Here is a 13,032-nt window from a genome sequence, read left to right as displayed (position 1 = left end):
CCTTACTGGGCGGGAGCGAGGAGGACGTCGGCGTCGAAGCAGGTGCGCTCGCCCGTGTGGCAGGCGGCGCCCGTCTGGTCGACCTTGACCAGCACGGTGTCGGCGTCGCAGTCCAGGGCGACGGACTTCACCCGCTGGACGTGACCGGAGGTGTCGCCCTTGACCCAGTACTCCTGGCGGCTGCGCGACCAGTAGGTGCAGCGGCCCGTGGTGAGGGTGCGGTGCAGCGCCTCGTCGTCCATCCAGCCGAGCATCAGTACCTCGCCGGTGTCGTACTGCTGGGCGATGGCCGGGACCAGACCGTCGGCGCCGCGCTTGAGGCGGGCGGCGATGGCGGGGTCGAGGCTGCTGGCGGGCGGCGTGGCGCCGGGCGTGCTGGTCATGGGCCCATTGTGCCGTGGTCGCGGTGGCTTTCCCGGCGGTCGTCCACTGGGCGGACCCCGGGTGGCGGTCGTACGCTGGCGGGCATGTCGACCCATGCGAAGCGCGAACGTCTTCTGCTCGCCGATCTGTTGGAAGCGGCCGGTCCCGAGGCCCTGACGCTGTGCGACGGCTGGAAGACCCGCGATCTGGCCGCCCATGTGGTGGTCCGCGAACGCCGCGCGGACGCGGCGGGCGGGCTGCTGGTCAGCGCTCTGAAGGCACGGCTGGAGCGGGTGCAGGCGGAGTTCGCGGCGAAGCCGTACGAGGAACTGATCCAGCTGATCCGCACCGGTCCGCCCCGGTTCTCCCCGATGTCCCTCAAACAGATCGACGAGGCGGCGAACACCGTCGAGTTCTTCGTCCACGCGGAGGACGTGCGCCGGGCCCAGCCCGACTGGTCGCGCCGCGAGCTGGACCCGGTCTTCGCCGATGTGCTGTGGTCCCGGACCGAGAGGACGGCCCGGCTGCTGGGCCGCCGGTCCCCGGTGGGCCTCGTGCTGCGCCGCCCGGACGGCCAGACGGCGGTGGCCCACAAGGGGACCCCGGTGGTGACGGTGACCGGGGAGCCCGCCGAGCTGCTGCTGTACGCGTACGGCCGGCAGGACGCGGCGGACGTCGAGGTGGAGGGCGACCAGGCGGCGGTGGAGCGGCTGAAGTCGGCCGAGCTGGGGATGTAGGGCCCGGGGCCCCGGGGCGGTTGCGGGCCCCGGGTCAGCGGGGCAGTTCGGCGCGGCGGAGCGCGGTGACGGTCAGGCCCATCGCGCCGCCGGCCGCGCACACCGCCGCGCTGACCGCGAAGACCGGCCCGGTGCCCCACAAGGCGACGGCGGCCCCGGTGACGGGGTAGCTGAGCGGGGCGATGGCGTAGGTGAAGAGCGTCGACACGGAGGTGACAAATTGCGCAATATTTGTTGCGCCGTTTTCGGGTGGTCGCGGACTTCGTCCGCTGCGGGGTCCCTCAAGTGCCCAGGAGCCGTCGCGCGGCCAGGGCGAGCGAGACCTCAACCGCGTCCCGGGGGCGGGTGAGGCAGCGGCCGGTGAGCTGCTCGAAGCGGCGGAGGCGGTTGAGGACGGTGTTGCGGTGGCAGTAGAGCTTCGCGCCCGCCCGCTGCGCCGAGCCGTCCGTGTCCAGCCAGGCGGTGAGGGTCTCCACGATGACGTCGCGGTCGGCGGGGTCCAGGCGGTCCAGCGGGCCCAGCACCCGGTCGGCGAGCGCCCCGGCGAGGGTCGGGGAGGTCACCACCAGGGCGTCCGGGAGGTGCTCGTCGAGCAGGACGGTGCCCCCGGACGCGGGGCAGGCGCGCAGCGCGGTCTCCGCCAGCCGCCGGGCGTCGCCGAGCGCGGCCAGCCCCTCGACGGCGGAGCCGATCCCGGCCCGGGCGCCGGCCGGGACGTCCAGTGCGGCGGCCAGCGCGCTCAGCTCGCCGGGCAGGCCCGCCAGCGGCAGGATCGCGAACCCGGCCTCCGGGCCCGGGTGCCAGAGCACCGTCGCGTCCAGTACGGCGGCGGGCGGCGCCAGCGGCGGGCGGGCGGTGGATCGCTGCCCGCGTGGGGCGGCGGCCACCGCGAGCACGGCGTAGCGGCCGTGCTCCGGCAGGCCCAGCATCGCGGCCGCCTCGGCGAGGTCCGCGATCCGGGCGGTGCCGTCCAGCAGGGCGGCGACCATGAGCCGCTGCCGGTTCTCGCGCCGCCAGGACAGCCGCCGCTCGGCCTGCCGGTAGGCGTCCGCGACGATCCCGCAGTGCTCGTCGACGAAGTTCCACACGTCGGCGGCGACATGGACGAGCAGCCGGACGTCGTCGGGGTCGCGCCGGGCGGTCTCGTCCACGAGGTCCTGCCAGACCATCGCGCCGCCCATCCGGAAGGCGTGCAGAACGGCGTCGAGCGGTACGCCCTGTTCGGCGCGGATCTCGCCGATCCAGCGGGAGGTGCGGTGGGCGGGCTCCCGGAACTCCCGGGGCTGGATCAGAGAGCCCACGTTGTGCCGCAGCGACTGGTGGACCTCCTGCCAGACCTCGGCCCGGTCGGACTCGATCGCCGCCCGGTAGCCGGGCTCCTGCGCGTACAGGGCTTCGACGAGCCGGTCGGTGAGGGCCGACAGCGACGCGACGAGGACCCGGGCGGCCCGGTGCAGCACCTCGACGGACTCGCGGTCGGCCAGGGACCGGAAGCGGTGGGGCAACGGCGTCGCCGGGGGCGGCCCGTGCAGCGCCCCGATCCGCGGACGTACGACCTGTGGCATGGCGGCCTGCAAGGCGGAGGGTCGCCCCGATACTGGATGTATCGGGGTGATCCCGACAACGCGGCGAGCGTGCGTGCCAGACGCCGCCGAGCAGGCGGGACTTTCGAAACACGCCTAGGCGGCGAGCAGCCGGGCCAGTTCGGTGCGGGAGCGGATGCCGAGGGCGGCGAAGACATTGCGGAGGTGGTGGTCGACCGTGCGCGGGCTGAGCGACAGCCGCAGCGCCACCTCGCGGTTGGTGGCCCCCTCGGCGACGCAGCGGGCGATGCGCTGCTGCTGGGGAGTGAGCGCCGCCAGCGGTTCGTCGGCCGCGGCCCGCCGGGCTCCGACCGGCTCCCCCGCCGCCCGCAGTTCCCCGGCCGCCCTGTCGGCCCAGGCGCGGGCCGAGCAGCGCTGGAAGGCGACCAGGGCGTCGCGCAGCGGGCCGCGGGCCTCGCGGGTACGCCGGCGGCGGCGCAGCCACTGCCCGTACAGCAGTTGGGTGCGGGCCCGTTCGAAGTCGCCGCCCGCCCGGCCGTGGTGGGCCAGGGCCTCGGCGTAGCGGGCGTCGGCCTCGTCGGCGGGGGCCAGCAGGGCCCGGCAGCGGGCCAGTTGGGCGGGCGCTCCCGGGTCGGCGGTCCGGGCGGTCCAGGACGCGAACTCGTCGACGGCGGCCTGGAGTTCGCAGGTCTCCCCGGACTGCAGGCCGCTCAGCACGGCAGCCTCGACCCAGCAGGGCACGGCGAGCGTCCGGACGGCGAAGTGGCCCCGGCCCGGGCCGGTCCCGACCAGCGGGGCGAGCCGGGCGGCCGCCTCACCGGGCCGCCCGGAGGCCAGGTCGGCGCGGGCCCGTGCCCAGGTGGCGAGGGTGACGGCCTGGGATAGGCCGTGCGGCCCCGCCCCGGCCAGCGCGGCGTCGCCGTGCGCGGCGCACGCCTCGGCGGGCCCCTCCACGGAAGCGGCGAGGGCGAGCACGGCGTGCAGATGGGCGGAGCCGTTTGGCTGCCCCGTACGTCGGGCGGCGTGCAGCCCCTCCAGGGCGTGGGCCCGCGCACCGGCGTGCCGCCCGGCCCGCAGCTCGGCGTAGGCGAGGTGTTCGAGGGCCTGGGGCAGCAGCGCGTCAGGCCCCCTGGTCCGTACGGCGGCGAGCGCGCGGGCGCCGGCGCGGCAGGCTGCGGCGACGTCCCCGAGGACCAGGGCCGCGACCCCGGCCCGCAGCAGCGCGGCCGGGGCGCCAGGGTCCCCGGCGGGGTCGAGGCAGTGGCGGAGCAGGGCGTGCCCCTCGGCGGTACGGCCTTCGAGTACGGCGCACATGCCGGCCCGGTAGTGCTCCAGGTCCGCGTCCACCGGGGTGCGGGCGAGGCGGTTCATGGCGTCGAGGTAACCGAGCGCGTCGCCCGCCGCCCAGGCGGCCTCGGCCGCGCCGAGGAGGGCGTCGAGGGCCCGGCGGGGATCGTACGGCGCGAGGAGCGCGGCCCCGGCGAGCAGCGCTTCGTGGGCGTCGGCGGCGGGCCCGGAGCGCAGGGCGAGCATGCCGTGGACGTACGGGGCGAGGCCGCGCGCGGGCTCGGTCACCGGACCCGCCGCGCCGGGCGCCCGGGGTCCGGTCCTGGCCAGCAGGGCCCGGGCCAGGGACGGGTCGCCCGCCAGGCACGCCTGCTCGGCCGCCGCGGCGAACCGGGCCGCCCGCAGCGCCGGTCCGGTGGAGAGCAGGGCGGCGCGGACCAGGGCCGCGGAGCGTTCGGCGTGCGGGAAGGGGGCGACGGCGGCCGCTTCGAGCCGGGCGGCCAGCGCGGCGTCCGGCCCTGGCGCGGCACAGGCCCGCTGGACGAGAGCGGCCAGCGGCACGGGCGGGCCGGGCGGGGGTGCGGCGGGCGAGGCGCCCGGCGAGGGCGACGGGTTGGCGCCCGGCCAGGGCGTTAAGGCGGCCGTGGTGCCCTGCTCGGCCGCCGGAGCCGCCGGAGCCAACGGAGCCACCCTGGCCTCGTCCGCCCGAGCGGCCCAGGCCCGGTCGCCGGTCTCCGTCAGCAGCGTGGCGAGCAGTTCGTGGGCGGCGCTGCGGTGGGGCCGAGGGGCGTGGTGGAGTACGGCACGGGCGACGAGACGGTGGGCGAAGTGGACGCGGCTGCCCGCCCGTTGGAGGAGACCGTCGGTGACCGTGCCACCGAACAGGGCCCGGTCGAGGAAGGTCCGGGGCAGTTGGCTGCGGGTGCCCGCGCGCAGCAGGAGCAGGGCGTCCGCCCCGGCGCCGTCCGGCTCGTGCTCCTGGGCCGCGGCGGCGAGCAGGAGCAGGGTGCGGGTCCGGTCCGGGAGGCCGTCGAGGCGTTCGGCGTAGGCGGCCAGCACCGCTTCGCCGCCGGGCAGCGGATAGGGCAGCGGGCTGCGGCCGGCGAGCTGGTCCGGGGTGAGGCGGCCGGTGAGTCCGGCGAGCAGGCGGGGGTTTCCGGCCGCCTCGCGGAGGAGTTCGGCGCGCACGACCGGGTCGAGCCCCTCCGTACCGCCGGTCAGCCGGTCCAGGAGCGCCGAGGCCGCGCCCTCGTCCAGGGGCGCGAGGTGGAGCGTGGGCAGCCCGGCGAAGGCGGTGCCGTCGGTGGCCGTGAGGAGGACGGCGGTCCGGCTGCCCGGGCCCAGCCCGTGGGCCGCGTGGGCGAGGGCGGACCGGGACGCCGGGTCCCAGGCGTGCGCGTCGTCGGCGCAGACCAACAGGGGCCGCCCGGCGTCCGGTTCCCGCAGTCGGCCGGCCAGCGCCCCGGGCGTGATGACGGGGTACGGAGGGCCGGCTGCGAGGGACGGGCCGAGCAGGGCGCCCAGCCCGCCACCCGGCACGGACCGTTCGGCGCGGGCGGCCGTGGCGTACAGCACGGGGCCCCGGTCGCGGTGCGCGTCGGCTGACGCGCGCAGCAGCGCCGTACGGCCGAGACCGGGTGGCGCGGCCAGCACGAGCGCACCTCCGTCGCCCCGCCACAACAGCTCCAACAGGCTTCTCACAATGGCTAGTTCATCGTCCCGGCCGTACAGCCGGAGCGGACTGCGCACGGTCGTCGATGGGGTCACACCGGCACCGTACGTTCGTGTCGGCGAGGGTGGAAGCGCCGTGTCCGGGTCCCGCGCGGGGACGGCCCGGTGCGGTGCGCGCTCCCAGCCCGGGCCCTGCCGCATTGTGCCGGAGCACAGTGCGGCAGGGCCCGGAGCGCCGGGTTTACGCGGTGTGCGGGCAGTTGCCCCGGTACTCCGCGATGGTCAGGCTCGGCTGCGGGAGCGGGCAGAGGAACTGCTCGTAACGGGTGTCGTTGTCGATGAATCGCTTCAGCCACGAGATGCTGTACTTCGCGATCGTGGTGTTGGAGGAGTTCGGCGTGAAGTGCGAGGCGTTGCGCAGCTCCAGGTACGCCTTGTCCAGCGACCCGGGCAGCGACCGGTAGAAGGGCTCGGAGTGCGTGGCGACCGGGGCCACCGAGTCGCCGTCCGCCCCCACCACCAGGGTGGGCGTGCGCAGTTCGGGCCAGGTCTTGTCCGTGTTCCAGCCGGTCAGCGGGATCGCCGCCTTCAGCGACGTACGGCTCTTGGCGGCCTCCAGCGAGCCGCCGCCGCCCATCGAGTGGCCCATCACGCCGAGCCGGGAGGCGTCGACCCGGGTCCGTACCGAGCTGCGCTGGGTCAGGTAGTCCAGTGCGGAGAGGAGTTGGCGGCCCCGGCTGTCGGGCTGGTCGAGCGTGGTGTTGGTGTCGATGGTGAAGACCACGAAGCCCTGCGAGGCCAGGCGCGGGCCGAGCCAGGCGATGGAGGACTCGTAGGCGGTGAAGCCTGGCGAGATGACGACCGCACCGAAGGTGCCGTCGGCGGTGGACGTCGGGTAGTAGATGGTGCCGCCGCCGAACCCGCTCACGACGAGCGAGGAGACGGAGGTCTGCGAGGTGGCGTACGAGCCCCGGCTCGCCTCGATGGACGCGTTGGTGGGGGCCGGGCCGCGCTCGTAGGGGTTGTCGGCGGCCTGGGCGCCCGGGACCAGAGCGGTCATCAGGAGACCGGCGGTGGCCGCGGCGGCGGTCAGCAGACCCGCGAGCGTACGGGGGCGGCTCGGGCGCGGGGGGATGGTGCCGGAGGGGAGGTGCTGCTGCACGGGGGGATCCTCTCGGTGGTGGCGGGACCGCGCCACGCGGGGACCTCCGGCCCGTCGTCCGGGGGCCTCGGGGTGCGCCGCGTGGCTGCCGGCGTCGTTCGCCACTCTCACGCCACATCCCGCGGATACGCATCGGCGGTATCACCGGCCTCGGAAGACCGGTGATACCGCCTGCTGTGCTCGGCCGGGCCTCACAGCCTGTCGGGTGGCCTCTGACCGGGCGGCCATGCCCTGGCACGCACGCTTCCGGCGTTGCCGAAACGCCCTGGCAGCTCCGCTACGAGGACCTCTCGGCGCCTTGGAACCGCACGCACCGGACCGCGTCCGCTTTCCGTTTCCGGTCGAAGACCACCCGACAGGCTCTCAGCGGACCAGGTGTCCCGCCTCCCGCAGGGCGCCCTTGACCTCGGAGATCCGCAGGTCGCCGAAGTGGAAGACGGACGCGGCGAGCACCGCGTCGGCCCCCGCCTCGATCGCCGGGGCGAAGTCGGCGAGCCGGCCCGCGCCGCCGGAGGCGATGACGGGGACGGTGACGTGCTTCCGTACCGCCTCGATCATCTCGGTGTCGTAGCCGTCCTTGGTGCCGTCGGCGTCCATCGAGTTGAGCAGGATCTCGCCCGCGCCCAGCTCGGCGGCCCGGTGCGCCCACTCGACGGCGTCGATGCCGGTGCTCTTGCGGCCGCCGTGCGTGGTGACCTCGAAGGTGCCCTCCGGGGTGCGGCGGGCGTCGACGGAGAGCACCAGGACCTGGCGGCCGAAGCGTTCGGCGATCTCGCGGATGAGGTCGGGGCGGGCGATGGCGGCGGTGTTGACGCCGACCTTGTCGGCCCCGGCGCGCAGCAGCTTGTCGACGTCGTCCGGGGTGCGGACGCCGCCGCCGACGGTGAGCGGGATGAAGACCTGCTCGGCGGTGCGGCGGACCACGTCGTAGGTCGTCTCGCGGTCGCCGCTGGAGGCGGTGATGTCGAGGAAGGTCAGCTCGTCGGCGCCCTCGGCGTCGTACAGCTTGGCCATCTCGACGGGGTCGCCCGCATCGCGCAGGTTCTGGAAGTTGACGCCCTTGACGACCCGGCCGTTGTCGACGTCCAGGCAGGGGATGACGCGTACGGCGAGGCTCACTTCGCGCCTCCCCGGTAGGCCTCGACCTCGACCTCGACGACCAGGCTCGGGTCCACGAAACCGGACACGATGATCATGGAGGCGGCGGGGCGCACGGCGTCGAACAGCTCCTTGTGGGCGCGGCCGATGTCCTCCACGTCCCGGGCGTGGGTGATGTACATCCGGGTGCGGACGACGTCCTCACGGGTGAGGCCGACCTGCTCCAGCGCCGCGAACGCGACGTCGAAGGAGGTGATCGCCTGCTCGTAGGGGGAGCCCGCGGAGATCTGGCCGTTCACCACGGAGGTGCAGCCGGCGACCAGGACGAGCCCGTTGGGCAGCTCGACGGCTCGGGAGTAGCCGAACTTCTCCTCCCAGGGCGCGCCGGTGGAGATCCGGCGTACGGCGCCGGTGGCGGTGGGCTCGGGGGAATCGGTCATGCGGCGACCGCCTTGAGGGCCTCTTCCAGCGTGAAGGCCTTCGCGTACAGCGCCTTGCCGACGATCGCGCCCTCGACGCCTTCGGGGACGAGGAGGGAGATGGCGCGGAGGTCGGCGAGGGAGGAGACGCCCCCGGAGGCGACGACCGGGCGGTCGGTGACGGCGCAGACGTCCCGCAGCAGGGCCAGGTTGGGGCCCTGAAGGGTGCCGTCCTTGGCGATGTCGGTGACGACGTAGCGGGCGCAGCCCTCGGCGTCGAGGCGGGCGAGGGTCTCGTAGAGGTCGCCGCCGTCGCGGGTCCAGCCCCGGCCGCGCAGGGTGGTGCCGCGGACGTCGAGGCCGACGGCGATCTTGTCGCCGTGCTCGGCGATGACCTTGGCGACCCACTCGGGGGTCTCCAGGGCGGCGGTGCCGAGGTTGACCCGGCGGCAGCCGGTGGCGAGGGCGGCGGCGAGCGAGGCGTCGTCGCGGATGCCGCCGGACAGCTCGACCTTGATGTCCATGGCCCCGGCGACCTCGGCGATCAGGGCGCGGTTGTCGCCGGTGCCGAAGGCGGCGTCCAGGTCGACGAGGTGCAGCCACTCGGCGCCGGCGCGCTGCCAGGCGAGGGCGGCCTCCAGCGGGGAGCCGTAGGAGGTCTCGGAGCCGGACTCGCCGTGCACGAGGCGGACGGCCTGGCCGTCGCGGACGTCGACGGCGGGGAGCAGTTCAAGCTTCGGCATTACAGCGTCTCGATCCAGTTGGTCAGCAGCTGGGCGCCGGCATCGCCGGACTTCTCGGGGTGGAACTGGGTGGCCCACAGCGCACCGTTCTCCACGGCGGCCACGAACCGTTCGCCGTGCGTGGCCCAGGTGACCTTGGGGGCACGGATCTTGGCGTTGGTCACTTCCAGGGACCAGTCGTGCGCCGCGTAGGAGTGCACGAAGTAGTACCGGGCGTCGGCGTCCAGGCCCGCGAAGAGCCGGGAGTCCTCGGGGGCCTCGACGGTGTTCCACCCCATGTGCGGGACCACGTCGGCCTTGAGCGGTCCGACCGTGCCGGGCCATTCGTCCAGGCCCTCGGTCTCCACGCCGTGCTCGATGCCGCGCTCGAACAGGATCTGCATCCCGACGCAGATGCCCATGACGGGACGGCCGCCGGAGAGCCTGCGGCCGACGATCCAGTCGCCGCGGGCCCGCTTCAGCCCGTCCATGCAGGCGGAGAACGCGCCGACGCCGGGAACGAGGAGTCCGTCGGCGTTCATCGCGCGGTCGTAGTCGCGGGTGATCTCGACGTCCGCGCCGACGCGGGCGAGGGCCCGCTCGGCGGAACGGACGTTGCCGAAGCCGTAGTCGAAGACCACGACCTTCTTCGTGTCAGTCACAGCGTGCCTCTCAGTCCCACAGTCCCTGGATCCGCAGGATGCCCGCCACCAGGCACATCACGGAGCCGATCGACAGCAGCACGATGACGCCCTTGGGCATCCCCTGCTTCGCGAAGGAGTAGACGCCGCCGGCCAGGAAGAGGCCGACGACGATCAGGATGGTGTTGAGACCGGTCACAGGGCGCCCTTCGTGGAGGGCAGGATGCCGGCGGCGCGCGGGTCGTGCTCACAGGCGTACCGCAGGGCGCGGGCGAGCGCCTTGAACTGGCACTCGACGATGTGGTGGGCGTTGCGCCCGTACGGCACGTGGACGTGCAGGGCGATCTGCGCCTGGGCGACGAAGGACTCCAGGATGTGCCGGGTCATCGTCGTGTCGTACTCGCCGATCATCGGCGCCATCTTCTCGGGCTCGGTGTGCACGAGGTAGGGGCGGCCGGAGAGGTCGACGGTGACCTGGGCGAGCGACTCGTCCAGCGGGACGGTGCAGTTGCCGAAGCGGTAGATGCCGACCTTGTCGCCGAGGGCCTGCCTGAAGGCGGCGCCGAGCGCGAGCGCGGTGTCCTCGATGGTGTGGTGGCTGTCGATGTGCAGGTCGCCCTCGGTCTTGACCGTGAGGTCGAAGAGGCCGTGCCGGCCGAGCTGGTCCAGCATGTGGTCGTAGAAGCCGACCCCGGTGGCGACATCGACCTTTCCGGTGCCGTCGAGGTTGATCTCGACCAGCACGGACGTTTCCTTCGTGGTGCGTTCCACGCGGCCTACGCGGGGGCTCATGCGTCGTGCTCCTTCTTGATTTCGCGTACCGCATCGAGGAACGCGTCGTTCTCTGCCGGGGTTCCCGCGGTGACCCGCAGCCATCCCGGTACGCCGTTGTCCCGGACCAGGACGCCCCGGTCGAGGATCTGCTGCCAGACGGCGTGGCTGTCGTCGAAACGGCCGAACTGGACGAAGTTGGCGTCCGAGTCGGTGACCTCGTAGCCGGTGGCGCGCAGCTCGGCCACCAGCCGGTCGCGCTCGCTCTTGAGCTGCGCGACGTACCCGAGCAGCGTATCGGTGTGCTCCAGGGCGGCGAGCGCGGTGGCCTGGGTGACGGAGGAGAGGTGGTACGGCAGCCGCACCAGCTGGACCGCGTCGACCACGGCCGGGGCGGCTGCGAGGTAGCCGAGGCGGAGGCCTGCCGCGCCGAACGCCTTGGACATGGTCCGGGAGAGGACCAGGTTGCGGCGGCCCTCGATCAGCGGGAGCAGCGAGGGGTGGTGGCTGAACTCGCCGTAGGCCTCGTCGACGACGACCATCGAGGGCCCGGCGGCCTGGGCGGCGTCGTACAGGGCGAGGACGGTCTCCGCGTCGACCGCGGTGCCGGTGGGGTTGTTGGGCGAGGTGATGAAGACGACCTCGGGGCGGTGCTCGGCGATGGCGGCGCGGGCGGCGTCCACGTCGATGGTGAAGTCGTCGGAGCGCGGGCCGGAGATCCAGCCGGTGCCGGTGCCCCGGGAGATCAGGGCGTGCATGGAGTACGAGGGTTCGAAGCCGATCGCGGTGCGTCCGGGTCCGCCGAAGGTCTGGAGCAGCTGCTGGAGGACCTCGTTGGAGCCGTTGGCGGCCCACACGTTGGCCGCTGTCACCTCGTGTCCGGCGGTGCGGCTCAGGTAGCGGGCGAGCTCGGTGCGGAGCTCGACGGCGTCCCGGTCGGGGTAGCGGTTGAGGCTGCGGGCGGCCTCGCGGACCCGCTCGGCGATCCGGTCGACCAGCGCTTCGGGGAGCGGGTAGGGGTTCTCGTTGGTGTTGAGGCGTACGGGGACGTCGAGCTGGGGCGCTCCGTACGGGGACTGGCCGCGGAGTTCGTCGCGGATGGGGAGCTCGTCCCAGGGGTTGCGGGGGGCGGTGTCGCTCGTCACTGCTGCGGGACCTTCCATCCGAACCGTGCCTTCAACGCGGCGCCGTGGGCGGGGAGGTCCTCCGCCTCGGCGAGGGTCACGACATGGTGGGTGACCTCGGCGAGCGCGTCGCGGGTGTAGTCGACGATGTGGATGCCGCGCAGGAAGGACTGCACGGAGAGGCCCGAGGAGTGGCAGGCGCAGCCGCCGGTGGGCAGGACGTGGTTGGAGCCGGCGCAGTAGTCGCCGAGCGAGACGGGCGACCAGGGGCCGACGAAGATCGCTCCGGCGTTGCGGACCCGGTCGGCGAGGGCGGCGGCGTCGGCGGTCTGGATCTCCAGGTGCTCGGCGCCGTACGCGTCGACGACCTTGAGGCCGGCCTCGATGGAGGAGACCAGGACGATCGCGGACTGGCGGCCGGCGAGGGCGGGCTCGATACGTTCCTTGATGTGCTTGGACGCGGCGACCTGGGGGGCCAGCTCGGCCTCGGTGGCGGCGGCCAGCTCCTCGGAGTCGGTGACCAGGACAGCGGCGGCCATCGGGTCGTGCTCGGCCTGGCTGATCAGGTCGGCGGCGACGTGCGCCGGGTCGGCGGTGGCGTCCGCCAGGATCGCGATCTCGGTGGGCCCGGCCTCGGCGTCGATGCCGATGCGGCCCTTGAGGAGGCGCTTGGCGGCGGCGACGTAGATGTTGCCGGGGCCGGTGACCAGGTTGACCGGGAGGCAGTCCTCGGTGCCGTAGGCGAACATCGCGACGGCCTGGGCGCCGCCCGCCGCGTACACCTCGTCCACACCGAGCAGGGCGCAGGCGGCGAGGATCGTGGGGTGCGGGAGCCCGCCGAAGTCCTTCTGCGGCGGGGAGGCCACCGCGATGCCCTCGACGCCCGCCTCCTGGGCCGGGACGACGTTCATCACGACGGAGGAGGGGTAGACCGAGCGGCCGCCGGGGACGTAGAGCCCGACACGCTCGACGGGCACCCACTTCTCGGTGACGGTGCCGCCGGGGACGACCTGGGTGGTGTGCGTGGTGCGGCGCTGCTCGCGGTGGACGAGACGGGCGCGGCGGATCGACTCCTCCAGGGCGGCGCGGACGGCCCGGTCCAGCTCCTGGAGGGCTCGGGAGAGCGCGTCGCCGGGCACCCGGACCGATTCGATCCGGACACCGTCCAGTTTCTCCCCCCAGTCGATCACTGCCGCGGAGCCACGATGGCGCACGTCCTGACAGATGGGCCGCACCGTCTCCAGGGCGGCTTCCACGTCGAACTCGGCACGGGGCAGCAGGTCGCGCAGAGCGGCACCCTCGGGGAGGGCGTCACCGCGCAGATCGATTCGAGAGATCACACGGCAATTCTCTCAGACCGCCCGGAGCGGCCGGTCACCCGTATCAGTGGCTGATACCGATCGTCCGCACCACTGGCCGATACGCGTCTCGGCCATGTCCGGCTGTCACTGCTGACCGCTAGCTTTCACGGCGTCACGCAGAGGGAAGAACAG

13 protein-coding genes and 1 pseudogene are annotated in these 13,032 nt (G+C 74.0%); 1 reads left to right on the top strand and 13 read right to left on the bottom strand.

What is annotated here, in order from left to right:
* Window positions 1-2: 2 nt before the first annotated feature.
* Complete coding sequence (gene hisI / locus IG90_RS0121310; protein WP_030586651.1) at window positions 3-383, bottom strand: phosphoribosyl-AMP cyclohydrolase; 381 nt, start codon at window positions 381-383, stop codon at window positions 3-5.
* A gap of 84 nt (window positions 384-467) precedes the next feature.
* On the opposite strand from hisI, the gene IG90_RS0121305 reads away from it, so the two are divergent.
* Window positions 468-1,100 (top strand): TIGR03085 family metal-binding protein, encoded by a 633-nt coding sequence (locus IG90_RS0121305; protein ID WP_030586646.1) that lies wholly within the window; start codon window positions 468-470, stop codon window positions 1,098-1,100.
* A gap of 34 nt (window positions 1,101-1,134) precedes the next feature.
* On the opposite strand, the pseudogene IG90_RS42220 reads toward IG90_RS0121305, so the two are convergent.
* The 12 genes and pseudogenes from IG90_RS42220 to hisD all read right to left on the bottom strand — a co-directional run.
* A pseudogene (locus IG90_RS42220) lies at window positions 1,135-1,317 on the bottom strand (MFS transporter); the annotation flags it as partial.
* Between the two features lie 64 nt (window positions 1,318-1,381).
* Window positions 1,382-2,665 (bottom strand): PucR family transcriptional regulator, encoded by a 1,284-nt coding sequence (locus tag IG90_RS0121295; RefSeq protein ID WP_030586643.1) that lies wholly within the window; start codon window positions 2,663-2,665, stop codon window positions 1,382-1,384.
* A gap of 114 nt (window positions 2,666-2,779) precedes the next feature.
* A complete protein-coding gene (locus tag IG90_RS0121290) occupies window positions 2,780-5,698 on the bottom strand; it encodes a helix-turn-helix transcriptional regulator (RefSeq protein WP_063739490.1) in 2,919 nt (972 codons plus the stop codon).
* A gap of 145 nt (window positions 5,699-5,843) precedes the next feature.
* Window positions 5,844-6,764 (bottom strand): bis(hydroxyethyl) terephthalate hydrolase, encoded by a 921-nt coding sequence (bdeA, locus tag IG90_RS0121285; RefSeq protein ID WP_030586638.1) that lies wholly within the window; start codon window positions 6,762-6,764, stop codon window positions 5,844-5,846.
* A gap of 363 nt (window positions 6,765-7,127) precedes the next feature.
* A complete protein-coding gene (gene hisF / locus IG90_RS0121280) occupies window positions 7,128-7,883 on the bottom strand; it encodes an imidazole glycerol phosphate synthase subunit HisF (RefSeq protein WP_030586634.1) in 756 nt (251 codons plus the stop codon).
* On the bottom strand, window positions 7,880-8,302 hold the full coding sequence (locus tag IG90_RS0121275) for a RidA family protein (protein WP_030586631.1): 423 nt from the start codon (window positions 8,300-8,302) through the stop codon (window positions 7,880-7,882). Before IG90_RS0121275 ends, hisF begins: the two co-directional genes overlap by 4 nt.
* Window positions 8,299-9,024: a bifunctional 1-(5-phosphoribosyl)-5-((5-phosphoribosylamino)methylideneamino)imidazole-4-carboxamide isomerase/phosphoribosylanthranilate isomerase PriA gene (gene priA, locus IG90_RS0121270; protein WP_030586628.1), complete on the bottom strand. Its 726-nt coding sequence runs from the start codon at window positions 9,022-9,024 to the stop codon at window positions 8,299-8,301. The genes IG90_RS0121275 and priA overlap by 4 nt, the downstream gene beginning before the upstream one ends.
* Window positions 9,024-9,665, bottom strand: a complete 642-nt coding sequence (gene hisH, locus IG90_RS0121265; protein ID WP_030586625.1) for an imidazole glycerol phosphate synthase subunit HisH — start codon at window positions 9,663-9,665, stop codon at window positions 9,024-9,026. Before hisH ends, priA begins: the two co-directional genes overlap by 1 nt.
* A 10-nt stretch (window positions 9,666-9,675) precedes the next feature.
* The gene (locus IG90_RS44885; protein ID WP_003969742.1) at window positions 9,676-9,843 is read right to left on the bottom strand and encodes a hypothetical protein; all 168 of its coding nucleotides are present in this window, start codon (window positions 9,841-9,843) and stop codon (window positions 9,676-9,678) included.
* Window positions 9,840-10,436 (bottom strand): imidazoleglycerol-phosphate dehydratase HisB, encoded by a 597-nt coding sequence (gene hisB / locus IG90_RS0121255; RefSeq protein WP_030586622.1) that lies wholly within the window; start codon window positions 10,434-10,436, stop codon window positions 9,840-9,842. Before hisB ends, IG90_RS44885 begins: the two co-directional genes overlap by 4 nt.
* On the bottom strand, window positions 10,433-11,578 hold the full coding sequence (locus IG90_RS0121250; protein ID WP_106972950.1) for a histidinol-phosphate transaminase: 1,146 nt from the start codon (window positions 11,576-11,578) through the stop codon (window positions 10,433-10,435). Before IG90_RS0121250 ends, hisB begins: the two co-directional genes overlap by 4 nt.
* The gene (hisD, locus tag IG90_RS0121245) at window positions 11,557-12,879 is read right to left on the bottom strand and encodes a histidinol dehydrogenase (protein ID WP_030586615.1); all 1,323 of its coding nucleotides are present in this window, start codon (window positions 12,877-12,879) and stop codon (window positions 11,557-11,559) included. Before hisD ends, IG90_RS0121250 begins: the two co-directional genes overlap by 22 nt.
* Window positions 12,880-13,032: the final 153 nt, after the last annotated feature.

Source organism: Streptomyces anulatus, from assembly GCF_000721175.1.
GTDB lineage: Bacteria > Actinomycetota > Actinomycetes > Streptomycetales > Streptomycetaceae > Streptomyces > Streptomyces anulatus_C.
The sequence above is the reverse complement of the archived record's forward strand: the minus strand, read 5'-3'. Positions and strand labels throughout refer to the sequence as shown.